General features: G+C 68.3%; 24 protein-coding genes. 7 read left to right on the forward strand and 17 right to left on the reverse strand.

Annotated features, from left to right (window positions below; genetic code table 11):
- Window positions 1-231 precede the first annotated feature (231 nt).
- The 4 genes from AC1RSI_RS15440 to AC1RSI_RS15455 all read right to left on the reverse strand — a co-directional run bounded on the left by AC1RSI_RS15440 (window position 232) and on the right by AC1RSI_RS15455 (window position 3,908).
- Window positions 232-627, reverse strand: a complete 396-nt coding sequence (locus AC1RSI_RS15440) for a type II toxin-antitoxin system VapC family toxin (protein ID WP_197019741.1) — start codon at window positions 625-627, stop codon at window positions 232-234.
- An 8-nt stretch (window positions 628-635) separates the two neighbouring features.
- The gene (locus AC1RSI_RS15445; RefSeq protein WP_008260809.1) at window positions 636-881 is read right to left on the reverse strand and encodes a hypothetical protein; all 246 of its coding nucleotides are present in this window, start codon (window positions 879-881) and stop codon (window positions 636-638) included.
- Between the two features lie 45 nt (window positions 882-926).
- Window positions 927-2,789: a DNA primase gene (gene dnaG, locus AC1RSI_RS15450; RefSeq protein ID WP_291753459.1), complete on the reverse strand. Its 1,863-nt coding sequence runs from the start codon at window positions 2,787-2,789 to the stop codon at window positions 927-929.
- Between the two features lie 282 nt (window positions 2,790-3,071).
- Window positions 3,072-3,908 (reverse strand): LD-carboxypeptidase, encoded by an 837-nt coding sequence (locus AC1RSI_RS15455; protein WP_154725640.1) that lies wholly within the window; start codon window positions 3,906-3,908, stop codon window positions 3,072-3,074.
- Between the two features lie 70 nt (window positions 3,909-3,978).
- Between AC1RSI_RS15455 and AC1RSI_RS15460 the strand changes: the two genes are divergently transcribed.
- Window positions 3,979-5,385: a UDP-N-acetylmuramate--L-alanine ligase gene (locus AC1RSI_RS15460; protein WP_154725639.1), complete on the forward strand. Its 1,407-nt coding sequence runs from the start codon at window positions 3,979-3,981 to the stop codon at window positions 5,383-5,385.
- On the opposite strand, the gene AC1RSI_RS15465 is transcribed toward AC1RSI_RS15460, so the two are convergent.
- From AC1RSI_RS15465 to AC1RSI_RS15525, 13 genes are all read right to left on the reverse strand, one after another.
- Complete coding sequence (locus AC1RSI_RS15465) at window positions 5,370-6,176, reverse strand: glycoside hydrolase family 16 protein (protein ID WP_154725638.1); 807 nt, start codon at window positions 6,174-6,176, stop codon at window positions 5,370-5,372. The genes AC1RSI_RS15460 and AC1RSI_RS15465 overlap by 16 nt on opposite strands.
- A gap of 56 nt (window positions 6,177-6,232) precedes the next feature.
- On the reverse strand, window positions 6,233-7,594 hold the full coding sequence (locus AC1RSI_RS15470) for a sulfite reductase subunit alpha (RefSeq protein ID WP_154725637.1): 1,362 nt from the start codon (window positions 7,592-7,594) through the stop codon (window positions 6,233-6,235).
- On the reverse strand, window positions 7,591-8,700 hold the full coding sequence (locus AC1RSI_RS15475) for an FAD:protein FMN transferase (RefSeq protein ID WP_154725636.1): 1,110 nt from the start codon (window positions 8,698-8,700) through the stop codon (window positions 7,591-7,593). The genes AC1RSI_RS15470 and AC1RSI_RS15475 overlap by 4 nt, the downstream gene beginning before the upstream one ends.
- Before the next feature lie 9 nt (window positions 8,701-8,709).
- Window positions 8,710-9,510, reverse strand: coding sequence for a DUF4198 domain-containing protein (locus AC1RSI_RS15480; protein ID WP_154725635.1), 801 nt, complete (start codon window positions 9,508-9,510; stop codon window positions 8,710-8,712).
- A gap of 11 nt (window positions 9,511-9,521) precedes the next feature.
- Entirely contained in the window at window positions 9,522-10,031 is a 510-nt protein-coding gene (locus tag AC1RSI_RS15485) for a DUF2271 domain-containing protein (protein ID WP_008262166.1), read from the reverse strand.
- A 26-nt stretch (window positions 10,032-10,057) separates the two neighbouring features.
- Window positions 10,058-10,738, reverse strand: coding sequence for a PepSY-associated TM helix domain-containing protein (locus tag AC1RSI_RS15490; protein ID WP_230307547.1), 681 nt, complete (start codon window positions 10,736-10,738; stop codon window positions 10,058-10,060).
- A 70-nt stretch (window positions 10,739-10,808) separates the two neighbouring features.
- Window positions 10,809-12,866 carry a TonB-dependent receptor gene (locus tag AC1RSI_RS15495; RefSeq protein WP_154725634.1) on the reverse strand — a complete coding sequence of 686 codons (2,058 nt, stop codon included), beginning with the start codon at window positions 12,864-12,866 and terminating at the stop codon, window positions 10,809-10,811.
- An 89-nt stretch (window positions 12,867-12,955) separates the two neighbouring features.
- Window positions 12,956-13,642, reverse strand: a complete 687-nt coding sequence (locus tag AC1RSI_RS15500; RefSeq protein ID WP_008264290.1) for a Fe2+-dependent dioxygenase — start codon at window positions 13,640-13,642, stop codon at window positions 12,956-12,958.
- 79 nt (window positions 13,643-13,721) lie between these two features.
- Window positions 13,722-16,022 carry a TonB-dependent receptor gene (locus AC1RSI_RS15505; protein ID WP_154725633.1) on the reverse strand — a complete coding sequence of 767 codons (2,301 nt, stop codon included), beginning with the start codon at window positions 16,020-16,022 and terminating at the stop codon, window positions 13,722-13,724.
- 181 nt (window positions 16,023-16,203) lie between these two features.
- Entirely contained in the window at window positions 16,204-16,989 is a 786-nt protein-coding gene (locus tag AC1RSI_RS15510; RefSeq protein ID WP_154725632.1) for a proteasome-type protease, read from the reverse strand.
- A 64-nt stretch (window positions 16,990-17,053) separates the two neighbouring features.
- Window positions 17,054-17,893, reverse strand: coding sequence for a transglutaminase family protein (locus AC1RSI_RS15515; protein WP_154725631.1), 840 nt, complete (start codon window positions 17,891-17,893; stop codon window positions 17,054-17,056).
- A gap of 2 nt (window positions 17,894-17,895) precedes the next feature.
- The gene (locus tag AC1RSI_RS15520; protein ID WP_008258825.1) at window positions 17,896-18,834 is read right to left on the reverse strand and encodes an alpha-E domain-containing protein; all 939 of its coding nucleotides are present in this window, start codon (window positions 18,832-18,834) and stop codon (window positions 17,896-17,898) included.
- Window positions 18,834-20,255: a circularly permuted type 2 ATP-grasp protein gene (locus AC1RSI_RS15525; RefSeq protein ID WP_291754445.1), complete on the reverse strand. Its 1,422-nt coding sequence runs from the start codon at window positions 20,253-20,255 to the stop codon at window positions 18,834-18,836. The genes AC1RSI_RS15520 and AC1RSI_RS15525 overlap by 1 nt, the downstream gene beginning before the upstream one ends.
- A 163-nt stretch (window positions 20,256-20,418) precedes the next feature.
- Here AC1RSI_RS15525 and AC1RSI_RS15530 point away from each other — a divergent pair, with 163 nt between their 5' ends.
- Genes AC1RSI_RS15530 through AC1RSI_RS15555 form a run of 6 tightly spaced genes read left to right on the forward strand, consistent with a single transcriptional unit; the run spans window position 20,419 to window position 24,139 of the window.
- Window positions 20,419-20,970: a hypothetical protein gene (locus AC1RSI_RS15530; RefSeq protein ID WP_291754014.1), complete on the forward strand. Its 552-nt coding sequence runs from the start codon at window positions 20,419-20,421 to the stop codon at window positions 20,968-20,970.
- A gap of 14 nt (window positions 20,971-20,984) precedes the next feature.
- Window positions 20,985-21,311, forward strand: a complete 327-nt coding sequence (locus AC1RSI_RS15535; protein ID WP_291754012.1) for a hypothetical protein — start codon at window positions 20,985-20,987, stop codon at window positions 21,309-21,311.
- On the forward strand, window positions 21,311-21,937 hold the full coding sequence (locus tag AC1RSI_RS15540) for a hypothetical protein (RefSeq protein ID WP_447941190.1): 627 nt from the start codon (window positions 21,311-21,313) through the stop codon (window positions 21,935-21,937). Before AC1RSI_RS15535 ends, AC1RSI_RS15540 begins: the two co-directional genes overlap by 1 nt.
- A complete protein-coding gene (locus AC1RSI_RS15545) occupies window positions 21,937-23,544 on the forward strand; it encodes a phage tail protein (protein ID WP_447941191.1) in 1,608 nt (535 codons plus the stop codon). Before AC1RSI_RS15540 ends, AC1RSI_RS15545 begins: the two co-directional genes overlap by 1 nt.
- Window positions 23,541-23,933: a phage tail protein gene (locus tag AC1RSI_RS15550; RefSeq protein ID WP_291753984.1), complete on the forward strand. Its 393-nt coding sequence runs from the start codon at window positions 23,541-23,543 to the stop codon at window positions 23,931-23,933. Before AC1RSI_RS15545 ends, AC1RSI_RS15550 begins: the two co-directional genes overlap by 4 nt.
- Window positions 23,933-24,139 (forward strand): tail protein X, encoded by a 207-nt coding sequence (locus AC1RSI_RS15555; protein WP_291753981.1) that lies wholly within the window; start codon window positions 23,933-23,935, stop codon window positions 24,137-24,139. Before AC1RSI_RS15550 ends, AC1RSI_RS15555 begins: the two co-directional genes overlap by 1 nt.
- Window positions 24,140-24,151: the final 12 nt, after the last annotated feature.

A 24,151-nucleotide genomic window follows, 5' to 3' on the forward strand; every position in this document is an offset into this window, starting at 1 on the left:
CCTCGCCCGGGGCGCATCACGCGCCTGGGCTGAGGCGCCCGCCAACCCATCCAAACCAGGAGGTTGGAACGTCGAACGCCTGCGACCATCGGACCCTTGCCTCGGCGAGGGGCGCATTTGCGGCCAGGAATGGCGCGTCGGGCTTTGCCGCCGCCTTCTCGACCTCGCGCACTAAGGCATCATGATCCGATTGCGCCAGATGGCGTCGCGCGCCCGCAGAGTCAAGGCCGCCTAACCAGGACGCAGCCAGTTCTCAACCCGCAGTCCGGGCACACGCGAGAATTCACGTTCATTGTCGGTGACGAGGATACAGTCCAGCGCCAGGGCGTGAGCGGCGATCAGCAGATCGTTGGCGCCTATGAGTCGGCCTCGCCTCTGCAGGTCGGCGCGGATGTCGCCGTAGATGTAGTCGGCGGGCGCTTCCCACGCCCTGATGGACAGACCCGAAAGCACGGTCTCGAGTTGCGCGGCGATCCGGAGAGAACCGGACTTGGCGACGCCAAACCGCAACTCCGCAACGACGATCAGACTGATACAGACATCGCCCGTAGCGACCATCGCCATGCGCTGTCCGACCGGGCCGAGCGGATCGTACATCAGATCCGACACCGCATTGGTGTCCAGCATATAGCCGCTCAAAGATCGACCGGTTCTGGAGGGGGGTCATCGAAGGGAGCGAGCCGTTCGTCGATAGGCTCCATGGTCGCCAGAACAGCCAGAAGTTTTTCGACAGACCCCATCCGCGGCCCCGCCCGTTCGATGATCAGCCGCTCACCCTCCTGACGCACCACGGCGTCCGCCGGAACGGCGATGCCGCTCGGCAGGTGGACGACCTGATGATCGCCCTCGCGCGTGATCCTGACAGGCTGGGAACCATCCATGGCGCGAGACTACTCCAGATCGTGAAGCCCGCCAATCGGCGCGGATCAGATCAGGGTGGTCCAGAAGTCCGGCGCCGCGAACGAACGGGTGATGGCGTCGCGTTCGGCCTTCAGCCGCACCAGGGCGTCGATGCCCGTGCCCTGGCCCATGTCCTGTTTGGCGGTCTCGATGGCGCGCGACAGGGCGGCCAGATGGGTCATCAGGCCGAACACCTTCAACCAGTGAGCCCGCGATTCCGCCACGGTCAGATCCGACGACAGGAAGGAGGCGCCCGACTTGGACGCCGCCTTCTCGATTTCCTTCAGCAGAGGCTCGAAGCCGGAATCGCGCAGTCGACGCCGCACCACGGCCGCGTCCGACGGCTGTCCCGACAGCCGCAACCGCACCAGTTCCTGGGCCAGCCCCTCCAGCGCGGCGTCGCCGAAGCCCTGGACGCTGACCTCTTCCAGATGGTCGTCCAGCCGCTCGATATCGTCGATGGCGGCATAGGCCAGGGCGGCGGCCACCGGGCTGACGGCGCGGAACAGGGACTGCATCGCCTGCGCCCCCTCGACCGTCTGACCCAGTTTCGGCGGCGGCCCGAACCGACCCCGCCCCTGCCCCGGCGTCCAGGGCGCACGCTGGGGGGCGCGCGGAAACAGGGCGTCGAACCGGTCGAACAGATCGCGGCGGTACTGTTCGGCCAGGTCCTTATCCTGAATGGCCGAGGCGGCGGTCCGCAGCCGCGCCTTGAAGCCGGCCTTGCGCTCCGGCGTATCCAGCGGCTCGACGTCCTGCTCGCGGCGGAACAGCACCTCGGCGAAGCCGTGGGTGTCGGCCAAGGCCTGACGCAGGGCGGGCGCCCCCTTGTCGCGCAGGATGTCGTCGGGATCCTGTCCCCCGCTCAGCAGCGAGAAGCGGAACGACCGCCCCGCCTTCAGCAGCGGCAGCGACCGTTCGATGGCGCGATAGGCCGCCCGCAGCCCCGCCGCATCGCCGTCGAAACACAGCACCGGCTCATGGCTGACCCGCCACAGCCGCTCCATCTGCTCTTCCGTCAGGGCCGTGCCCATCGGCGCCACGGCCGGCAGGCCCGCGCGCTGGCAGGCGATGACGTCCATATAGCCTTCGACCACGATGATGGCCTGGTCGTTCCGGCTCTCCGCCCCCAGGATACGCCGCGCTTCGGGCAGGCCGTACAGCGTCGCCCCCTTGTGAAACAGCGGGCTCTCGGGACCGTTCAGATATTTGGCCCGGTCGTCGGGGTTCATGGCCCGGCCGCCGAAGCTGACGATCCGGCCGCGCGCGTCCAGGATGGGGAACATCAGCCGGTCGCGGAACCGGTCATAGGGCTGCCCTCCGCTTTCCGGCGAGATCAGCAAGCCGGCCTCGACCAGCTCGGCCGGTCGCGCCCCGCGCTGGACCAGGGCCTGTTTCAGCCCCTCGCGGTCATTGGGCGCATAGCCCAGGCCGAACCGCTCCCACTGATCCTCGGGCAGGCCGCGCTTCTCCAGATAGTCGCGCGCCGCCTTGCCCGGCGTGCGCCGCAGATTGGCGGCGAACCATTTCTGGGCCAGGTCCATCCAGTCCGACAGGCCCTGGCGCTTCTGCTCGCGCTCGGCCTCCTTGGGATCCTCGGCCGGCAGTTGCATGCCCGCCTCGCCGGCCAGCCGCTGCACCGCCTCGACGAAGCTGAGCCGCTCGGTCTCCTGCAGGAAGGAGATGATGTCGCCGTGTTTGCCGGACGAGAAGTCGTGGAAGAAGCCCTTGTCGTCATTGACGAAGAAGGACGGCGACTTCTCCTTCGAAAAGGGCGACAGGCCGACATATTCCCGCCCCTGCCGCTTGAGCTTCACCGTCCGTCCGATCACGTCGGACGGCCGAAGGCGGGCCTTCAGTTCATCGATGAATCTTTCGTCGAAACGCACCGGGCGATCCATAAGCCTTGCGGCGCTTCACGTCGATGATCGGGCACGTCGATGATCGGAGAACGATCAGGCGGTTCGTCCGGGCATCCCCCGAAGTCCGAACGAACCGCCGCATCGCAGAAGGCGTAAACCGCAGCGTCCCCCAACGCCTTGGCTTAACGAAGTCCTAACGCCTCGCGGACCTGCATCTGACGTGCAGACGCAGGACGTGTCGAGAGGGCGTCAGGCGCGGGCCGGCAGATCAAGGCGAGACTGTGTCTTTTGCGTCTCGGGCGGTTCGCCTCAGCCGCGACCGAAGGGCGCTACCTTGTTGGCGTCGTCGTGCCCGATATCGGCCGGCCCCAGGAATTCTATGCCGGATCTCAGGCACCAGTATCGAACAATCTCCTCCGGAGTCTGTCCGAAATCGGGATCGTTTGGCGTGACATCGGAAACACGTCCCAGGCGAATTCCGGCAACACGTCGGATCGACTCCTGCCCCGTCAAGTGAAACATCATCCGGTCGATCCGATAGGCGGCCTCCGACACCTCCTCCAGCATCAGGACGTGACCCGACAGGTCGGGCTCCAGCGCCGTGCCGACCAGCTGGTCCAGGATGGTCAGGTTGAAGGCGACGGCGGGGCGCGGATCGATCGCCAGCGAGGGTTCGATCCAGTCGGTGCGTCCGGTCGTCAGCCAGGCCAGGGCGCCGCGCGCCGCCTCGTCGCGGCGCACCGCATCCGAGGCCATCGGGCCGTGGGCCAGATGTTCGAACCCGGCCTTGTACATCCCGGCCAGCAGGCTGCCGGCGTCGGAATAGCCCATATAGCGCTTCTTTCGGGCCACGGCGTTCAGGCGCGGAATGACCGGCTCGGCGATGCGGCAGGATCCATAGCCGCCGCGCGCGAACCAGATCGCATCAATGCGCGGGTCATTGGCGAACTCGACGAAGGCGTCGGCCCGCGCCCGGTCGTCCCCGGCGAAATGGCCGTGTTTCAGGAAGCAGGCGGGGTGAAACACCACCGCCACGTCGCGATCCGGATGGTGCTGCGCCATCCAGGCCTCGACCGCATCGGCCCGCTCCTTGGAGAAGCGCGAACTGGCGCAGACGACGCCGATCTTGAAGCTGTTGCTGTTCACGTCCGTCTTCTTCGTCGAATATTGCGATCCTGCACTGGCGGACCGGCCCGATCCCCTGTTCTAAGGGGGCATGAACCAAGACGCCTCCTATTTCTTCTGCGGCATCGGCGGGTCGGGCATGCTGCCCCTGGCCCTGATCGTCCAGGCCCAGGGCCACCGTATCGAAGGTTCCGACCGCGCGCTGGACCAGGGCCGCACGCCCGAGAAGTTCGACTGGCTGCGCGCCCATGGCGTGACCCTGCATCCCCAGGACGGTTCGGGCGTGACCCGCGCCGCCCAGACCGTCGTGGCCACCGGTGCAATTGAAGAGACCGTGCCCGACATCGGCGCCGCCCGCCGCGTCGGCGCCGTCATCCAGACCCGGCCCCAGCTGCTGAGCCAGCTGTTCAACGCCGCCCCGACATCGGTCGGCGTCGCCGGGACCAGCGGCAAATCCACCATCACCGGCATGATCGCCTGGATCCTGGACCAGGCCGAGCGCAACCCCACCGTCGTCAACGGGGCGGTGATGAAGAATTTCGCCGACGCCGACCATCCGTTCGCCAGCGCCCTGGTCGGCGCCTCCGACCTGTTCGTCGCCGAGGTGGACGAGTCCGACGGCTCCATCGCCGGCTATGACCCCACCGTCGCCGTCGTCTCCAACATCTCGCTGGATCACAAGTCGATGGAGGAGCTGCGCGACCTGTTCGGCGGCTTCACCGGCCGCGCGGCCACGGCGGTGCTGAACCTCGACAATCCCGAGACCGCCGCCCTGGTCCAGACGCTTCCGGCCGGGAAAGCGATCACCTTCGCCCTGGGCGAGGAAAAGGCCGACCTGTCCGCCTACGACCTTCAGCCGACGCCCACGGGCATGAAGTTCCGCCTGATGGAGGGCTGGAGCGAATACGACGTCGTCCTGAACGTTCCCGGCGCCCACAATGTCGCCAATGCGCTTGCGGCCCTGGGTGCGGTCAAGGCGCTGGACGTGCCGACGGGCCAGGCGGTCAAGGCGCTGGAGACCTTCGCCGGCATCCGTCGCCGGATGGAGGTGGTCGGGACGGTGAACGACATCACCGTCATCGACGACTTCGCCCACAACCCGGACAAGATCGCCGCCACGCTCAAGACCCTGCACGCCTTCGACGGCCGCCTGCTGATCCTGTTCCAGCCCCACGGCTTCGGCCCGCTGAAGCTGATGCGGCAGGAATTCATCGACGGCTTCGCCGGCCTGATGCGCGAGACCGACGTCCTGCTGATGCCCGAGCCGGTCTATTACGGCGGCACCACAGACCGCAGCGTCGGCTCAGAAGACATCGCCACGGGTGTCCGCGCCGCCGGCCGTCAGGCGGAGGCCCTGCCGACCCGCGCCGACTGTGGCGACCGGATCGTGCAGATGGCGCAATCGGGCGACCGCATCATCGTCATGGGCGCCCGCGACGATACCCTGTCCAGCTTCGCGGTCGACCTGCTGGGCCGACTGGATCAGTCGGCCGGCTGATAGACCCGGACGTAGTCGACCTCCATCCGCTGCGGGAAGACGGCGTCGTCGACGCCCTCCTCGCCGCCCCAGGTTCCGCCCACGGCGACGTTCAGGATCAGATGGAACGGCTTGTCGAACGGCCAGGTCTCCACATCGCCCGTCTGATCGTTGGCGAAGCGGTGGAAGGGCTGGTCGTCGATCAGGAAGACGATCTCGTCCGGCGTCCAGCGCACCTGATAGCGGTGAAAGGCGTCGCAGGCGTCCGCGACCTGGCGCGTCGCCGTGCTCTGGGTGCCCTTCACATGGTTGTAGGCCTCGGTGTGGATCGAGCCGTGCACCACGCCGGGGCGATGGCCGACATGCTCCATGATGTCGATTTCGCCGCCGATGGGCCAGCCGACCGCCTTTTCGGGCAACATCCAGATGGCCGGCCAACTGCCGCGTCCGCAAGGGATCTTGGCGCGCGTCTCGATGAAACCGCGTGACCAGGCGGAGGTCGAGATCATCCGCGCCGAGGTGTAGGCCTGTCCGCCCCAGTCGGCCGGGGGCGGGTTGAGGGTCTCTCGCCGCGCCTCGATGATCAGGACGCCGTCCTCGATCCGGGCGTTCTCAGGCCGCGCGGCGGAATAGTACTGCAGCTCCTCGTTATACCAGCCGGTCTTGTTGGCCTGGGTGTCGTATCGCCACCTCGAGGCGTCGGGCAGGCCGTCGCCAGCGAATTCGTCGGACCAGGTCAGGGCGTATCCAGACGGAGCGGCGGACGTTTGCGGCAGGGTCGAAATCGCCGCCGCCAGCAGCATGGAAATCATCGGTTCCTCCCATTCATTGCGCCATTGATGGCAGGAAGGCCCGGCGGGCGGCAGCCCTAATAGACGTCGCGGCGGTAACGACCGGTTTCGAGCAGGTCCAGCAGAGCCTCGGCGCCCAAGGCGGTCTCCAGCGCCGCATGAACGCCTGCGGCCATGCCCTCCAGACTCCCGCAGACATGGATGGTGGCGCCGCGACCGATCCAGTCGCGCAGTTCGTCCGCCGCCCCGGCGACCAGATCCTGCACATAGCGGCCGTCGCCCGCATCGCGCGAGAATGCGCGGTCCAGCCGCCGCAGCACCCCAGACGCTAGCCAGGCCTCAAGCTCAGCGTCGAAGAAGGCGTCGTGCGCCCGCGTCCGCTCGCCGAACAACAGCCAGGCCCCGCCCCCGGCCGGGCTCCGGGCCTTCAAATGCGCCCGCAATCCCGCGATTCCCGTGCCATTGCCGATCAGGATCATCGGCGTCTCGTCCGCCGGCCCGTGAAAGCTGCGGTTGGTCCTCAGCCGCATGCCGATCTCGTCGCCGACCGCCAGATCCTGGGTCAGCCAGCCGGACGCTAGGCCCGGCGTTCCGTCGGGGTGACGCATCAGGCGGATCAGGCATTCGACCCGTCCGTCAGACGGCAGGGAGGCGATGGAATATTCGCGCGCGCCGGGCGTGACCCCGTCCCGCTCCGGAAGGCCCACTTCCGCGATATCGCCCGCCGCCCAGTCCGGCGCGGACCCGACTGGTTCGAACGCGAGGTGATAGGCCGCCCCGCCCGGACTGCCCGGATTAACCAGGGTCCGCTCGACCAGCCGCCACGGATAGAAGACCGCCGGCGCCCAGTCGGGCGCCGCGAGACGGCCGGTGATCTGGTTCAACTGGTGCTGCCAGCGGCGGATGGCCCCGGCCTCGCCGTTGTCGACCTCGACCAGGTCGAACAGGGGCTCGGCGCCCCACCGCCGCAGCCAGCCGTCCACCGCATGGCCGAAGCCGCAGAACTGGTCGTAGCTGCGGTCGCCCAGGGCCAGAAGGCCGAAGCGCAGGCCCGCCAGATCCGCCCCCTGCCCCATGGTCTTGCGCACGAACCGCGCCGCCGCGTCGGGCGGATCGCCTTCGCCCGTCGTGGACACGATCAGCAAGGCCCGGCCTGCGGCCTTCAGCGTCGCGCTGTCCAGATCGGCGAAGGACAAAACCCGCGCCCCCACCCCGCCGTCCTGCAGGGCCCTGGCCGTCATCCAGGCCAGTTGCTCGGCGAAACCCGTCTGGCTGACGAAGGCGACCAGCACGCTCTCGCCGACTCCGGCCATGGCGTCCGATTGGGCGCGCGCCGCCGCCTTCGCCCGGCGTTCGCGCCAGACGATGAAGCCGGTCAGGACCAACCACAGGACCGTCGCTCCGACGGCCCACAGCCAACGCGCCGGCTCGTGCGTCACCCCGGCCCCTCCAGGGCGGGGTCGTCCATCATGGCGGCGAAGACGGGCGTCATCCGTTCGACCAGGCCGCGCTCGGTCCGCTCGACGAAATGGGCGGCCAGGCCGACCGCCTCGGCATAGTCGGGCCCCTCGAACGGCCCCATGACCGTCAGGGCCGTGGCGTAGGCGTCGGCCTTCATGGCCGAGGCGTGCAGCACCGTCACCGACGCCAGGGCGTTGCTCACCGGCCGCCCGGTCGATCCGTCCAGCGTATGCGGATACAGGCGGCCGTTATGCTCGAAGGCGCGGCGATAGTCGCCGCTGGTCGCCATGGCCATGTCGTACAGGGCCGCCACGGTGCGCGGCGCCGGCGATCCTGCGACCCGCTCGATCTCGACCCACCAGGGCTGGGCGTCGGGCTTGACGCCGCGCCCCTTCAACTCGCCGCCGATCTCCACCAGGTGCGAGGTCGCCCCCATGGCCGTCAACCGGTCCGAGACCCGGTCCACCGCATGCCCCTTGGCGATGCCGGAGACGTCCAGCCTCATGCCGCCCAGCTGCATGACCGCGCGCGCCTCGCGGTTCAGCCGCAGCTTTTGCCAACCGGACAATTTCAGCGCCGCCTCGACCTCTTCGTCCGAGGGCACGGGCAGCAGGGGCGAACGCGGTCCGGGCGGGCCGAATCCCCACAGGTCGACCAGGGCGCCCAGGGTCGGATCGACCGCGCCGTTCGTCTCGTCGCCCAGGTCCATGGCGGCGTCCAGAAGGTCCCAGAAGGGCTGGGACACCGCCCACACTCCTTCGGGAGCGGCGTTGAAGCGGCTGATCTCGCTGGACGGCTCCCACGGGCTGAAGACGGCGATCACCGCCGCCAGTTCTTCCTCCACGGCCGCCTGGACCGCCGTCTCGCTCAGGCCCGGCGGGCCGATCACCCGCGCGCTCCAGGTCGTTCCCATGGTCGGGCCGCCCAGCGACAGGATGCGGTCGCCGGGCGGACGGGGCGGAACCCCGTCCATCGGCGGAATCAGCACCCGGTTGTCGGCCCGATCCGCAAGCGGAACCGGGTCGCCGAGCGTGACCGTGGGCGGGGCGGCGCGGGATCCGCGCGAGAAGGGAGTGTCGGACATGCCCGTGGCTTAGGGCAGGACTTCCATCACCGCCACATAGCTGGCGTTCGAGCCCAGCGCCTCGCCCTGGGCCGGCGCGCGGACCGAGGCGTTCAGCCAGTACATGCCGGCTTCCGGCCAGGTGACGGTGAAGGCGCCGTCGGCGCCGGTCTTGACCGTCATCTCCTCGGGATTGTCGCGATAGCGCAGGCCGCCACGCGCGATGGTCACGTCCAGATCGGCGGCCGGCTGACCGTCCTTGACCAGTTTGAAGGTCGCGGCCTCGCCGGCGACCAGGTCATTGGGATGGGTAACGGGGATCAGTTCCAGACCCTCGCCCGTCGTCTTGAACACGGTCTCGGTCGGGTTGTTCAGGGTGACGAAGGTTTCGATCCGGCTGGCGGTGCGGGTCGCCTGCACCTCGGTCGCGCCTGCGGGCAGAGCGGCCGGATATTCCGCCGCCGAACCGCGCCAGCGCTTCTGCTCGCCGTCCAGCTTGTAGCTGGCCATCACGCCGCCCATCACATTGGCGACCTTGTAGGTGCCGTTCTGCGTCAGATGGACGTCGAAGGTGGTGCGGTACTGGCCCTGCATCAGATGTTCGGGCTGAACGGTCGATCCGTCCGGCGCCGTCACCACCAGACCGCCCATCCGCATGGCGGCGTGGTCGGGGATGAAGACCCCGTTCGACATGCCGGCGTCGAATCCGACCCAGGCGTCATTGCCCGACAGGCTGGTCGAGGTCGGCGCCATCCAGGCGCGGTGGGCCTGGGCGGCCATCGGGGCCGCCAGGGCGGCGGCGAAGGCCAGAAGCGTGATCGTCTTTTTCATGGGTCTGTTCCTCAGCGAGAGACGGTGACGCGCACGGCGCCCAGTTCGGTGGAGCCGGAAGCATTGGCGGTATTGGCGCCGCCCCAGCGGAAGGGCACGCGCACGACCTCGCGGCCGCCCAGTTCGCGGGCCGCCTCGACAACGACGGTGTACTGGCCCGGCTGCAGGCCGCGCAGGCGGGCGGCGGGCACGGTGATGGTCTGGCGACCCGGCGCGCGGGTGGCGCCCGAGACGCCGTCGGCCGGCAGGCTCATGGCCCGGCCGCCCTTGCGCCACCAGGTGCGCAGATCCTTCAGCCAGTCCTTGCCGTCGCCCTCGTTGTTGCGGGTCTGCTGGTACCAGACCGCCAGGGTCTGGACCGCTGTCTGATCCGGCCGCTCGATCCACACCGCCACATAGGGCCGGTGATAGGAGGCGGTGTTCAGCCGCGGCACATCGACCGTGACCGACAGGTCCGCAGCCAGGGCGGGCGCGGCGGCGGCCAGGCCGACGGTGGTGACGACGATGGGGAGAAGGCGCATCCGGGACACTCTCAGCGAAGTTCAGCTCAATGAATGAAGATCAGGGCGATGACGACGGGCACGAGCAGCCCCAGGGCCGCCAGCGGCCAGGTGGAGGGCCGCCCCTTGGCGTGCAGCCACATCAGCCCCAGCCCCGTCAGGGCGAAGATCAGGCAGGCGACGGCGAAGACGTCGATGAACCAGAACCAGACCGCCCCGGCGTTGCGCCCCTTGTGCAGATCGTTGAGGTAGGCGATCCATCCCCGCGTCGTCTTCTCGTGCAGCACATCACCCGTTGAACGGTCGATGGTCACCCATCCGTCGCCGCCGGGCGTGGGCAGGGCCACATAGATTTCCTCGGCCGTGGTTTCGGTCGGCTTGCCGGCGATCTCGGCCTTCAGCGTCTGCGCCGACCAGCGGGCGACGGCATCAGGGACGGGATCGGTCGTCTCCTGAGGAAACTCCGCCAGCCGTTGCAGCAGGGGCGCGGGCAGGGTCGCGGTCTGCTCAACCGTCACCGGCTCGGCGGGGATCGAGGCCGCGTGGTTCAGGGTGACGCCGGTGATCGCGAACAGGATCAGTCCGACCAGACTGACCGCCGCCGAAATCCAGTGCCAGGAATGCAGCTGTTTCAGCCAGAAGGACCGCGCGCCGTTCAGCGCCGCCTTCGGCTTCTTCGAGTCCTTGGCGGGGAGCTCGGCCTGAGGGTGTGCGGCGCGTTCGGTCACAAGGTGGCTGTGCCACTGTTGCGAACCGTTTTCAATAGCAGTCCGTGCGACGAAATCGCCGCAGAGAGCGTCAGTAGCTGAATCTCACCCCGGCCCGCACCGTGCGCGGCGGGGCGTAGCCGGCGACGTCGGTCCCGGTCATCGACACCTCGACCTCTTCATCAAAGGCGTTGTCCAGGGCGGCCCAGACCATGACGCCTTCGCGCGCCGCCCACTCCGCCCGGGCGTCCAGGGTCACGGCGGGATCCAGGGTCCGGCTGTTCAGATCATCGTCGAACCGCGCCGATTCATACCGCGCAGCCAGCCCTAGGGTCAGGCGCTGCGTCGCCCGCCAGTCCAGGCCCGCTGTCGCGCTCCACTCCGGCGCCTGGGCCGGGCGCAGGCCGGTCAGCTGCGGCGCCGCCGTCCCGCCGTCCACCTCAGCGTCCGTCCAGGACAGGGCCGCGTTCAGCGACAGGGCCTCGGTCGCCTGGATGGACCCGTTCAGCTCGACGCCCCAGGCCTCGATGGTCCCGGCGTTCTGGCGCTGGCGCAGCACCCCGCCGGCGGGCACGAAGCCCGCGCGGGGGAAGGTCCCCGGCCCCTCGCCGATGGTGACGTTGACGATGGCGTCCTCGATCTCGTTCCAGAAGACCGTCGCCCCCCAGGCGATCCCGTCCCGGTCATAGGCCAGGCCCGTCTCGATCCCGCGCAGGGTCTCGGGCTCCAGCGCCGAATTGGCCTCGGTGATGTCGTTGCCCACCCGGAACGGCCGGTGCAGTTCATTCAGCGTCGCCGGCCGGAAACCGGAATAGGCCGCCGCCCGCCAGGCGTAGCCGGCGCCCAGCAGCCGGCTCAGATCGCGTCGCGCCGCCAGACGGGCGCTGAACACCTCGCCCGACCGATCCTCGTCCGTCTCGTCCAGGATCGGCGCGCCGGTCGCCAGGGTGTATTCGTAGCGGAAGCCCGCCTCGTTCTTCCAATGGTCGTAGCGCACCCCGCCCGCGACCAGCCAAGCCCCGCCGGTCCACGACCCGTCCACATAGGCCCCGGCCACCGACGTCTCGCCGCCCGCGCGCCGTCCCCGGGCAAAGCCCGCGCCGGTGGGATTGCTGAAGAACTCGTTGGTCTCGCCCTCGTTGAACCGGGCGTCGGCGCCGACCTCCCATTCCAGCCGCCCGCCCGCGATCTCGGCCACGCCGCGGCGCAGGGCCGCGTTCAGCCCCCAGCCCGTGGCGGGGGTCTTGTACTGACTATTGGCCGGCGTCGTCGTCGACCGGTCCGCCGCCACCGAGGCCGAACTGTTGGCGAAATTGCTCTCGATCCGCCAGGCCTGCAGCCGCCAGCCGTATCCGTCGACGGGCGGCGCCTTGGCCGCCGTGGCGCTCAGGCTGTGGCCGCTGGCGTTGGACCGGGCGTTCAGCAGGCCGGAGCCGCGATCCTCCTCCCAGGTCGCCGCCCGCAGCGACAGGTTCGCCCCTTCCAGGTTCAGTCCGTCCAGCGGCGCATCGACCCGCAGGGCGGCGCTGCGGCTGTCCAGATCCAGCGGCGTGTCCGCCGCCCCCGCCGCCGGCCCGCGCACCGGCGTATAGCCGTCGCTGGCCTCATACAGGCCCGACAGGGTCACGCCGACCGGCCCCAGCATGGTCGATCCCGACCCCGCCGCTCGCGCCCCGCCGCGCTCGGCGACCGAGAGGTCCAGCACCCCGCCGCTGTCCCGTTCCGTCAGGCCGATGACCCCGGTCAGGGCGCCGGCGCCATAGGGCCCCGCGCCCGCGCCGCGCACCACATCCACCCGATCCAGCGATTCCGGCGCGACCTGGGACCAGATGACCCAGCCCCCGAACGGATCGTTCAGCGGAACCCCGTCCAGCGTCACCAGGGTCCGCCCCGCGCCGGACGGCGCTATCGCCCGCAGCGAAATCCCCTGGGTCGTCGGATTGGCGGCCAGGCTGGAGGTGCGGCGGAACAGGGACACGGCCGGCACGGTTCGCAGGGCCTCGTCCAGCCGGACGGACCGCTCCAGCACCCGTTGGTCTAGCCGCACCACCGAAAAGGCGGCGTCGGCGGCGGCGGGCGGCAGACGGGCGGCCGTCACCGTGATTTCGGACAATTGGGCGGGCGGTGCGGGGGGCGCGTCTTGGAACATCCCGGTCACAATAGACCAGCTCCGCCTTGGTTCATCCCTGCGACCTTATAACCTCGATTGAGGCCTCGAGGTCACAGGTGAAGGCGGTGTCAAACCTCGGACCAGCGCCGCAGAAGGTTGTGATAGACCCCGGTCAGCTCGATCACCGCCTGATCCTTGGGCCCCTTCTCGCGCGCCACGCGTTGGGTCGCCACGTCCAGCCGGAACAGCATCTCGCGGTCGCCGTCGTCGCGGATCAGGCTCTGCATCCACATGAAGGACGAGACCCGCGCCCCGCGCGTCACCGGCATCACCTTGTGCAGGCTCTTGGACGGATATAGCACCAGATCCCCGGCCGGCAGTTTGACCGACTGGGGCCCGTACATCTCCTCGATGATCAGTTCCCCGCCGTCGTAATCCTCGGGTTCGGACAGGAAGAGGGTCGCCGACAGGTCGCTCCGTATACGGATAGCGCCCCCGCCCCGCTGCTGGCGGATGGCGTTGTCCACGTGCAGCCCGAACTCGCCGCCGCCCTCATAGCGGTTAAACAGCGGCGGAAAGATCGTGTGCGGCAGGGCTGCGGCCACGAACATCGGATTGGCGTTGAGCGCCTGGACGATCAGGGCCGAAACCTCCCTGGCCACGTCCGAGTCTTCCGGCAGTTGTTGGTTCCGCTTCGCCGTCGCCGACTGGTGGCCCGAAGTCATATTGCCGTCGGCCCAGGGGCCTGCGTCCAGCCGCTCGCGCAGGGCCTTCACTTCGGCCTTGGAAAAGACTTCGGGGATCTGGAGCAGCACGGTCGGGTCTCGCTCGAAAAGAAAAGACGGCCCCGCCGGAAGGACGGGGCCGCCAGATATAGGCCGGGGATCGTGGCCTTTAGAAGCGCAGGTTCAGCGCCAGGATCGCCTGCCGGCCCGGAGCGGGGTCGGCATGGTGAACCCCGTTGGTCCGCATGATGTATTCCTCATCCGTGGCGTTCTTGACGTTCAGCTGCAGGCTGGCGCGGTCTGTCACGTCATAGGAGGCGAACAGGTCCAGGCGGGTGTAGCTGGGCGCATAGACCGCCGCCGTACCGCCGCCGGCCCCGCCCTGGTTTCCGCCGAACCGGTCGTCCACATAATAGACCCCGCCGCCCAGGCTCAGCTTGGGCAGGACGCGATAGGTGGTGAACAGGCTGAAGCTGTTCTTGGGCGTATTGGCCAGCGGATCGCCTTCGAAGGCGCTCGGAACAGGCGCGCCGTTCACGATGGTGACGGCGCCCCGAACCAGCTCGGAGTCCATATAGGTATAGCCGCCGAACACGGTCCAGGCCGGCGTGACGCTGCCCGAGAAGCCGAGCTCCAGCCCTTCGACCTTGACCTCGCCGACCTGAGCGTACCGGTCGGTGTCGACCAGCACTTGCGCGTTCTTGCGCGTCGTCTGGAACAGGGCGCCGCTGAGGGTCAGCCGCTGGCCGAACAGTTCGGCCTTGGCGCCGATCTCATAGTTCTCGGTGTCTTCCGGATCGAGGAGCTGGCCCGACAGATTGCCGCTGCCCTCGCCGCCGCTCGCGCCGTTCTGGTCGCCGCCGGACACGGTGGGCGGCGTCGAGGAGGTGGCGTAGGACGCATAGACGCTGGTGTTGGAGGTGGGCTTGTACACCAGGCCGACCTGATAGTTGACGAAGTCCCATTCGCCCTCGTGGAAGGTCGGCGTGGCGGCGCCGCGGGCGATGGACGTGCCTTCGGTCTCGTAACGGTCGTAGCGCAGGCCCAGGTTCAGCAACCACTTCGGCCCAAAGGCGATGGAGTCGGCGCCATAGACGCCCCAGCTGGTGGTGTTGGAGTGGGTTTCGGCTCCGCGCGCGATCGAGCCGGTCCACGGATCGTTCGGATTGGGATCATAGACCGGCGTGCAGTCGAAGCCGCCGACAGCGGTCGGACAGGCCGAGCCGCTGGTGGTGGTGATGTTGTAGGAGGCGTTGCGGTTGATCTCGCGCGAATATTCCACGCCCAGGTCGAAATCATGCTTCAGCCCGCCCGTGGTGAAACTGCCGTACAGGTCGGTGACATTGGCGAAGGTCTCGGCCGGGTTCCAGCGCGACTTCAGACCCCGCTTCATCCACCAGGTGTCGCCGACCAGAACCGCCGTGCCGCCGTCGCCCGGATTGGTCAGCACATAGTCGTTCAGCGTCTCGGAATAGCGGGTCAGGTTGCGCAGGGTCAGGGTGTCGCTGAACTTGTGCTCCAGCTTGACCGTCACGCTGTCGACCTCGTTGCGCATGTAGTCGCGCGCCTTCAGGCCGTAGAAGGTGTCGTAGGGCACGTTCAGGATCCGGCTGTCCGTCGTCTTGATCGCCCAGTTGTTGTCCAGCTTTCGGTCCAGCGGAATCCCGTAGTCCGGCATCGAGTCGGCGGTCAGGTGGTAGTAGTTGATCGTGGCCGAGGTGTCGGTTCCCAGGCCGACGCCCAGGGCCATGGCCAGGCCGTACTTCTCGAAGTCCACCGCGTCCCGGCCCGGGACATCGCCCTCGGTCGCCATCAGGTTCAGACGGAAGGCGCTGGTGTCGTTCAGGCGCCAGTTGCCGTCCACGGTGGCGCGGTAATAGCTGTCCGTGCCGGCGCCGAGGCTGGCGCTGACGGCGTCGGCCAGGCGCGGCTGCTTGGAGCTGAGATTGATGCTGCCGCCGCCCGAGCCGCGACCCGAATAGACGGAATCGGCGCCCTTGATGACCTCGACCTGCTCCAGGTCGAAGACCTCGCGCTGCTGGCCGCCCGCGTCGCGCACGCCGTCGACGAAGATGTTGTTGCCCGACGACTGGCCCCGGATGAAGGGCCGGTCGGCCAGCGGCTGGCCGCCTTCGCCCGCGCCGAAGGTGATGCCGGGGGAGTTGCGCAGCAGGTCTTCCAGCGAGGTCGCCGCCGTCTGGGTGATGACCTGTTCCGGGATGATCGTCACCGAGCGGGGCGTGTCCAGCAGGGGCGCCACGAACTCGGGGCTTTCCGGCTGACGCTTCTTCAGTTGGCCGTTGACGTCGATCGTGCCGAGATTGGCCGGCTGCTGTTGCTGATCGGCGGTGATGATCACGCCGCCCTCGGACGTTACATCGGCGGCCAGGGCCGGCGCGGCGACCAGCATGCCGGCGGCGCTGGAGGCGAACAGAAGCGATCGGAGCACGGCGGCGCGGGACTCGGACATATTGAGGCGACCTTTTGGCCTGATTTTGCGATGCGGTCGCAATAGCCAGCTTAACAAGTTCGCACAAGAGGAATTGCGACTTAATCGCAGACGCACGGTTGCCTTGACGGGGGCGCGCTCTGGCGGTGGTCGTCTCACCCTCCGCGAGACGGCCTGAGACGGCGGCGGGGCCGCCCCTGGCTCAGATGACGATGCTCATGTTCCGCATCGGCGGCGACAGGTCCAGGTCCAGCCAGGTGGGATCGGGCATGGCCTTGTGGGCCGAGGCCAGGGCTTCCGACCAGCGCCGGCCCAGGTCGCGGAAATAGGGATCGTCCACGTCGATCCGGCGCTCCATCCCCGTCAGGTGGTCGCGGGGAATGACGATCAGATCCAGCGGCGGCCCCACGGCGATGTTCGAGCGAATCGTCGAATCGAACGAGATCAGCCCCAGTTTGACCGCCTCGGACAGGGGGGTGGAATTGTGCAGCGCGCGATCCAGGATCGGCTTGCCGTACTTCAGCTCACCGATCTGCAGATAGGGGGTGTCCGGCCCGCATTCGATGAAGTTGCCCTGCCCGTAGATCAGATACAGACCCATCTTTCCGCCGGCGATCTGGCCGCCCAGCAGCATGGAGGCGTTGACGTTCAGGGCGTCGGCGGTCGGCGAGGCGGGCGTGTTGATGGTGGCCCGCACCATGGCCAGGGCATGACCCAGGATCTGGGCGGCGCGGAACAGGGTCGGGGCGGTCTCCAGCGTCTCCAGCGCGGTCGAGTCGGGCAGTTTCACCCCCTCCGCCACCATGGCCAAGGCCGTCTGGGTGACCGACAGATTCCCGGCCGTCGCCACCGCCAGGATCCGCTCGCCGGTGGTCTTGAAGATATGCAGCTTGCGATAGGACGAGATGTTGTCCACGCCCGCATTGGTGCGGGTGTCGGCGATCATCGCCAACCCCTCGTCCACCAACATGCCCACGCAATAGGTCACTTCGCTCTATCCGCTCCCGGTTCCGCGAATCGTTCGACGCTAGCAGATTCCCCGGCCATGGCGATCAGGACCATCCCCTGGATTGATGTTGCTGCTGACTCTGTTGCACAGGCCGCACATGCAGGGCGACCGTCAGCGTCCCGATCCCGCCGCCGTAGCTGGTGCCCCGGATCGGCGTCGCGCCCAGGGCGTCCAGGCCCGTGGCGATGCGGACATAGTTGTCGGTCGGACAGATTCCGTTGGCCGCATCGAACCCGACCCAGCCCAGCCCCTCGATCCAGGCCTCGGCCCAGGCGTGGGCGGCGTCCTGGTCATGCTGTCCGTCCGAGCGGTTCAGATGGCCCGAGACATAGCGGGCCGGCACGCCCAGCGTCCGGGCGCAGGCGATGAAGATCTGCGCGTGGTCCTGGCAGACCCCGCGCCGGATGGCGAAGGCCTCCGCCGCCGTATGGGTCGCAGACGTGGCGCCGACCTCGAAGGCCACCCCGCCGTGGATGACCCCCATCAGCCGGTGCATCCGCTCCAGCGGCGCGCCCTCGCCGATCTCCCTGGCGAAATCGACCAGGGCCGCGTCCGCCTCGGTCAGGCGGGTGTCGCGCAGATAGACGCCGGGCTGCAGCCGCTCGTTCTGGCCCCGGATCACCCCGCCGGTGTCCATGGTCGAAACCTCGCCCGTCACCCGGATGGTCAGGGCGTCGGTCGGGCGCTCGGTATAGAGGCTGTGAACGATATTGCCGAAGGCGTCCTCGCTGCGTCGCAGCCGCGCATCCACGTCGGTCTCGATGCGCCATTCGCGCACCTGCTGGCTCTCGCAGGACCGGGGCGTCAGCCGCAGCATCTGCACGATGAACCGCGCCGGCCGGGCGTAGGCGTAGCGGGTGGAATGGTCGATCCGTATCCGCATGGTCAGACCAGATACTGTTCTTGGATGGCGGCGGCCAGGGCGTTGTTCTGGTTCAGGAAACCCTGGATGTATTCGTGCAGGCCCGACTGGAAGATGTCCTCGATCTTGGCCTCGTTGAACTGGGTCAGACGGTTGGACGCCAGCCGCTGCGCCGGTCCACGCCGGCCGTAATCGGTGGCCAGCTTCTCCAGATAGCTGACGATCATTCCCTGGCAGCTGGCCAGCGAGCGCGGCATCTGCCGGTTCAGCACCAGCAGGTCCGCCACCAGCCAGGGCCGCACGCTCTCGCGGTAAACCCAGCGATAGGCGGTCAGGGCCGAGACCTCGCGCAGCAGGGTGGTCCACTGGAAATAGTCCAGCTGTCCGCCCACCCGTTCGCCGGGCGGCAGGAGCAGGTGATACTTCACGTCCAGCAGGCGGGCGGTGTTGTCGGCCCGCTCGATCGCCATGCCCAGCCGCAGGAACCAGTAGGCGTCGTTGCGCAACATGGTCCGCGACGAGGCCCCTTCCACCGCCAGCGACGTCGACTTCACGAAGTCGAGGAAGTTGGTGAAATCATCCCGCTTGGTCGGCTCGCCCAGTTCGTTCAGCCCGTTCCAGGCGCCGTTGATCGCCTCCCACAGCTCGATGGTCAGGGCCGTCCGCACCGAACGGGCGTTGGTCCGCGCCTTGGTGATACAGGCCTTGATCGAGGTCGAGTTGTCGTAGCCGAAGGCCAGATATTCCCGGACCGACTTCTCCGAGATGGTCCGGCCCGAGGCGTCGAAGCCGCTCTTGACCCCCGACGAGGCGATGGCGCCGGCCCAGGCCGTAACCGTGGCCTGGTCCTTGGCCGGCAGGGCGGCCAGGCGGATCGCCGCCTCCAGAATGCGCGCGAGAAAGTCCGCCCGCTCCATATAGCGGCCGGTCCAGTACAGGCTGTCTGCGGTGCGTGAGAGCATCAGTTGTCCAGCACCCAGGTGTCCTTGGTTCCGCCGCCCTGGCTGGAGTTGACCACCAGCGACCCCTCCTTCAGCGCCACCCGCGTCAGCCCGCCGGGCGCGACCCGCACCCCCGCCGGACTGGACAGGACGAACGGCCGCAGATCGACGTGCCGCGGCGACAGGGCGCCGCCGTTCAGGGTCGGGGCGGTCGACAGGCTCAGCGTCGGCTGGGCGATGAAGTCGTCGGGATCGGCGATCAGCTTGGCCCGGAAGGCCTCGATCTCGGCCTTGGTCGAGGTCGGCCCCACCAGCATGCCGTAACCGCCCGAGCCGCCGACCTCCTTGACCACCAGTTCCGGCAGCTTCTCCAACACCTCCTTCAGCGCGTCCGCCTCGCGACAGCGCCAGGTCGGCACATTCTTCAGGATGGCGTCCTCGCCGGTGAAGAAGCGGATGATCTCGGGCATGTAGGTATAGACGGCCTTGTCGTCGGCCACCCCCGTCCCGACCGCATTGGCCAGGGTCACCCGCCCCGCGAAATAGGCCGACATCAGCCCCGGCACCCCGACCGCCGAATCCGGCATGAAGGTCAGGGGGTCGATGAAGTCGTCGTCGATGCGGCGATAGATGACGTCGACCCGCTTGGGCCCCTCGGTCGTGCGCATATAGACGGTGTCGTCATTGACGAAGAGATCCCCACCCTCGACCAGTTCGACCCCCAGTTTGTCGGCCAGGAAGCTGTGCTCGTAATAGGCCGAGTTGAACGGCCCGGGCGTCAGCACCACAATGGTCGGATCCTCGCCCGCCCCCGACGGCGCCGAGGCCTGCAACGAGCGCAGCAGCATGTCGGTATAGATCTCGACCGGCCGCACCGCATGTTCGGCGAACAGGTCGGGGAACAGCCGCATCATCATCTCGCGGTTCTCCAGCATATAGGAGACCCCGGACGGCGTGCGGACATTGTCCTCCAGCACATAGAAGCCGTCCTCGCCCGTGCGAACCAGATCGACCCCGGCGATATGGCACCAGACGTCGCCCGGCGGCCGGCGCCCCTGCATCTCGGGCCGATAGTGCGGATTGGTCAGGATCAGGTCGGCGGGCACGATCCCGGCGCGGATACAGTCCTGCGGCCCGTAGATGTCCTTCAGGAAGGCGTTGATGGCGGTGACCCGCTGCTTCAGCCCCTTCTCCAGCCCGCCCCATTCGTCGGCGCCGATGATGCGCGGGACGACATCGAACGGGATCAGCCGCTCGTTGGATTCCTCGTCGCCATAGACGGCGAAGGTCACGCCCATCCGGCGGAAGAACAGCTCGGCCTGGCGCGAGCGCGCCTGCAGCAGATCCGGCGGGGCGTTTTCCAGCCAGGCCGCCAGGGTCTTGTAGCTGTCGCGGATCGTCCCCGATCCGCCGCCGTTCATTTCGTCGAAAGCTCTCGTCATTCGCCCCCGCCGCGTTGAGTTCGCAGCTTGATCGCTACCCAACGAAAAGCGCAACAGTTTTGTTGCACTGCGGCGACGACGAAGCGGCGGGACGCCTCTCCCTCCCCCTGCGGGGGAGGGGGGCTGAGCCGAAGGCGAAGCCGGGTGGGGGCGGCAGTCTGAAATGAGCCTTCAACCCGTCCTTACGGACATCGGCCGCGACGCCCTGATCCAGGCCCAGATCGGTCAGGGCCAGGTGGTCATCTCCAAGGTCGCCTTCGGCAAGAAGTCGCGTCTGCCGACCGGCCACGAAACAGGCTTGGTCGAACAGTTCCTGGTCTGGCCCATCAGCACCTCGACCTTCCTGGAGAGCGGTCAGATCGACCTCGCCGTCCTGGTCGAGGGGTCCGAGACCGGGCTGACGGAAGATCAGCCGGTGCGTGAGATCGCCTTCCTGGACGCGAATGATCGCCCGATTTTCTACTGGTCCACCACGGGCGCCCTGGGAGCGATCACGCCCGCCACGGCCTATGCCTTGACCTTCTCGGTCGCCCTGGCCCCGGCCGACGCGGCGGTGATCCAGATCGTGGACGCCGGAGCGCCGTGGGAGGTGCTGTTCGGCGCCCGTGTGGCGGCGCTGGAGGCCAAGTTCACCTCTGCGACCTCGCCCCTGAACCTCGCGCTGAAGGGGCTGCAAGACGCGGCCTGGCGCAACCACTTCCTCTCGCAATCCTAATCGGAGACTAAGGAATGAAACTCGCAAGTGCGAGCCTGGCGGCCGGCGTCGTGACGGCGCTCTACACGGTCCCGGCCGGAAAACAGGCCATCGTGACAGTGGCCCTGTGCAATCGTGGGGCGGCCTCCGCCAAGATCAGGGTCGCCCTGACCAACGGCGCGGCCCCGACCGACGCCGACTGGATCGAGTACGACACGCCGCTTCCGGCGGCGGGCGGATCGGGCGGCTCGGTCCTGGAACGCACCGGCCTCTCCCTGGGGGCAGGCCAACAGATCCACGTCCACGCCACGACCGCCGCCGTCTCGGCGACCGTCCACGGCCTTGAACAGGCGGTGGCGTAATGGGTCGCATCATTTCGGGCGCCGCCGCATCGGTCGCCACCGTTCTAGCCAGCAACGGCTTGCCTCTAATGCCGGGGCAACTGCCCATGTTCGGCACGGGCCGGGCGCTCCTGTTCTACGCTACCCCCGAACTGGTCACCTTCAGGCCAACTGCCGTGCGGCACCGCATTCGCGTCCTGGGCGGCGGGGGCAGTTCGCTTCTGGACGGACAGTCGTCATCCTTCTCAAACCTGATTTCCGCCACGGGCGGCCGTAAGCCGAACGGCCTCGACGGGGGCTTGGGCGGGCAGGGCGTCGGCGGCGATTTCCAAGCCAGCGGCGGGGCGGGCGGCAAGGGCTTCATCAAGGAAGCGACGGGCGAAAAGGCCGGCGGCGGCGGCGGCGCGGCAGGCTCGCAACTGGGGATCGGCGGGGCGGGCGGCGACGCCAATGTCGGCGTCCAAAGCGGCGCCAGCGGCGGGGCCGGCGGCGCGATCGGTGGGCGAAAGGGCGGCGACGCCAGTCCGACATCCGGCGCCCTGCGGTATGGGCCTTCGCCGGCTTGGCTGGTTTCGCCGTTGCGGCCGGGGCCGTTGGTCACGCGGTTGTCGGCATCCTTGGCCCGCTCTTCATCGCTAAGACCCTGATGGGCGGCATGGGCGGCGCGGCGCTGAAGGCGGGGACCGCCCAGGTCATCGGGGCCTTCGCGCGGATGCGCATGGCCGCCATCGCCTTCAACCTGTCCATGCTGGCCAACCCCATCGTCCTGGGCGTCGTGGCGGCCGTTGCGGCCGTGGCCCTGATCGCGGTCGTGGTCCGCAAATATTGGCAGCCCATCAAGGCCTTCTTCGGCGGGGTGGGTCAGGCCCTGGGCGAGGCGTTCGGCCCGGCGTTGACTGCAATCGGCGGCGCGCTGCGTCCGCTGAAGCCCTTGTGGGACGCTGTCGCCGGGGCGGTCGGTGGCTTCTTCGGCTGGATCGGTCGCCTGATGCAGCCGATGCAGGCGACCAAGGGTCAACTCGACGGCGCCGCCAACGCCGGCCGCAACTTCGGCCGCATCTTCGTCACCATCTTCAACCTGTCCCCGATCGGTCTTTTCGCGCGGGGCCTGATGGGCGCCTTCCGCCTAATCCGTGGGGCGATGAACTGGCGCCCAATGGAGACCCTGCGAAACGCATGGTCGGGAGCTGGACGCGTGTTGCAAGGTGTGTGGTCGGCTCTTCGTACGACCGTTTCGGCTGGCGCGGCGGCGACGGTGGGGATTGTGGCTCGGTATCACCCGATTGCGATCCTGGTCCGCAACTGGGGGCCGATCACCGGCTGGGTTGGCGGTCTGTGGTCGCGTCTGACATCGACCGTTTCGAGGGGTGCGGCGTCTGCGGTTGGCGTCATAGTTCGCTATCACCCGCTGGCGATCCTGGCCCGCAACTGGAGTCCGATCACCGGCTGGCTGGGCGGGCTGTGGGCGCGCCTGACATCTACCGTTTCAGCGGGCGCTGCATCTGCGGTCGGGATCGTGGCCCGATATCATCCGCTGGCGATCCTCGTCCGCAACTGGGGGCCGATCACCGGCTGGCTAGGCGGCCTGTGGGCGCGCGCCCGAGGCGTCATCACCTCTGGCGTCCAGTCCGCATTCGCATCCCCCCTGGGCTTCCTTGCGGCCTTGCCCGCCCGCTTCCGAAACATGGGCGTCCAGATCATTCAGGGGTTGGCGCGCGGCATCACATCCGGCGCATCGGCCGTCGTCCAGGCCGCTGTGAACGCCGCGACCTCGGCGGCGCAGGGCGCCCGCCACGCATTGGGCATTCGTTCGCCCAGCCGTGTCTTCGCCCAAATCGGCGGCTTCACCATGGAAGGGCTTGCGATGGGTCTGAACCGCAACGCCCGCCAGCCGCTCGCGGCGCTGACGGCCTTGGCGTCAGCCATGGCCATGACGATACCGGCAGAGGCCGCCGTCGCTGTCCGCCCCGCCGCCGCAGCCCCGGCCGCGATCGACAGCGCAGCACGGACTTCATCGCCGGTCGAAACCCTGCGCATGGTTCTGGGTTCGCTGGAAATGGCGCGGCCGGCTTCGACCGCAGGTCAAGCAGCCTCGGGCGGGGCGTCTCGCGAAATCCACCATCACCATCGCTATGGCGACATCACGATTCAGATGCACGGCGCCAACGTGACCGCCCGCGACGTGGCGCGCGAACTTGGTCGTCAGCAGCAGGCCCAGCGCCGAGGCGCCATTCACGACGACGGTGCGGCATGAGCGATGTTCTGATGACCTTGGGCGGGGTGCGGTTTTCGGTTTCGGAAGGGGCCTATCGGACCTTGAACCGGACACTGGAAATGTCGGTCGCGAAGATCGCGCGCGCCAACCGGCCCGTCGCCCGCCAAGTCCTGGGCGAGGACGAGACCATAGAAATCTCCGGCGTTTGCTACCCGCTCCATCGCCATGGGACGGATCGCGTCGAGCGATTTCGGGAGCTGGCCAGGCGCTACCAGCCCGTGATGCTGACCGATGGGATGGGCTTCGTCTGGGGGCGTTTCCTCGTCGAACGGGTGGAAGAGCGGGGATCTGAGTTCACGCGCGAAGGCCAGGCCCAGCGGCAGGAGTTCACTATCGCCCTGGGCGCATTCGGCGAGGACGAACGCTGATGCGCACCATCGTGACCAAAGAGGGTGATGTCGTGGATCGTATCGCGCTGAAGGCCTATTCCCGCACGGCCGGCGCCACCGAAGCGATCCTGGCGGCGAACCCGGCATTGGCAGGTCTGGGCGCACAGCTTCCGGCCGGCCTTGTCATCCAACTGCCCGAAATCGAAACGGCGACGATCGCGCCAACGGTGCGCCTGTGGGACTGAAATCCGAACCGG

It is taken from the genome of Brevundimonas sp. GW821-FHT10E09 (assembly GCF_058809375.1).

Excerpts from the sequence above, each read along its gene's own strand:
- AC1RSI_RS15540 (WP_447941190.1), top strand. The coding sequence starts at position 21,311 with ATGGGTCGCATCATTTCGGGCGCCGCCGCATCGGTCGCCACCGTTCTA.
- AC1RSI_RS15550 (WP_291753984.1), top strand. The coding sequence starts at position 23,541 with ATGAGCGATGTTCTGATGACCTTGGGCGGGGTGCGGTTTTCGGTTTCG.
- AC1RSI_RS15505 (WP_154725633.1), bottom strand. The coding sequence starts at position 16,022 with ATGTCCGAGTCCCGCGCCGCCGTGCTCCGATCGCTTCTGTTCGCCTCC.
- AC1RSI_RS15530 (WP_291754014.1), top strand. The coding sequence starts at position 20,419 with ATGAGCCTTCAACCCGTCCTTACGGACATCGGCCGCGACGCCCTGATC.
- AC1RSI_RS15495 (WP_154725634.1), bottom strand. The coding sequence starts at position 12,866 with ATGTTCCAAGACGCGCCCCCCGCACCGCCCGCCCAATTGTCCGAAATC.
- AC1RSI_RS15515 (WP_154725631.1), bottom strand. The coding sequence starts at position 17,893 with ATGCGGATACGGATCGACCATTCCACCCGCTACGCCTACGCCCGGCCG.
- AC1RSI_RS15525 (WP_291754445.1), bottom strand. The coding sequence starts at position 20,255 with ATGACGAGAGCTTTCGACGAAATGAACGGCGGCGGATCGGGGACGATC.
- AC1RSI_RS15460 (WP_154725639.1), top strand. The coding sequence starts at position 3,979 with ATGAACCAAGACGCCTCCTATTTCTTCTGCGGCATCGGCGGGTCGGGC.
- AC1RSI_RS15555 (WP_291753981.1), top strand. The coding sequence starts at position 23,933 with ATGCGCACCATCGTGACCAAAGAGGGTGATGTCGTGGATCGTATCGCG.
- AC1RSI_RS15465 (WP_154725638.1), bottom strand. The coding sequence starts at position 6,176 with ATGATTTCCATGCTGCTGGCGGCGGCGATTTCGACCCTGCCGCAAACG.
- AC1RSI_RS15520 (WP_008258825.1), bottom strand. The coding sequence starts at position 18,834 with ATGCTCTCACGCACCGCAGACAGCCTGTACTGGACCGGCCGCTATATG.
- AC1RSI_RS15445 (WP_008260809.1), bottom strand. The coding sequence starts at position 881 with ATGGATGGTTCCCAGCCTGTCAGGATCACGCGCGAGGGCGATCATCAG.
- AC1RSI_RS15480 (WP_154725635.1), bottom strand. The coding sequence starts at position 9,510 with ATGAAAAAGACGATCACGCTTCTGGCCTTCGCCGCCGCCCTGGCGGCC.
- AC1RSI_RS15475 (WP_154725636.1), bottom strand. The coding sequence starts at position 8,700 with ATGTCCGACACTCCCTTCTCGCGCGGATCCCGCGCCGCCCCGCCCACG.
- AC1RSI_RS15440 (WP_197019741.1), bottom strand. The coding sequence starts at position 627 with ATGCTGGACACCAATGCGGTGTCGGATCTGATGTACGATCCGCTCGGC.
- AC1RSI_RS15485 (WP_008262166.1), bottom strand. The coding sequence starts at position 10,031 with ATGCGCCTTCTCCCCATCGTCGTCACCACCGTCGGCCTGGCCGCCGCC.
- AC1RSI_RS15535 (WP_291754012.1), top strand. The coding sequence starts at position 20,985 with ATGAAACTCGCAAGTGCGAGCCTGGCGGCCGGCGTCGTGACGGCGCTC.
- AC1RSI_RS15545 (WP_447941191.1), top strand. The coding sequence starts at position 21,937 with ATGGGCGGCATGGGCGGCGCGGCGCTGAAGGCGGGGACCGCCCAGGTC.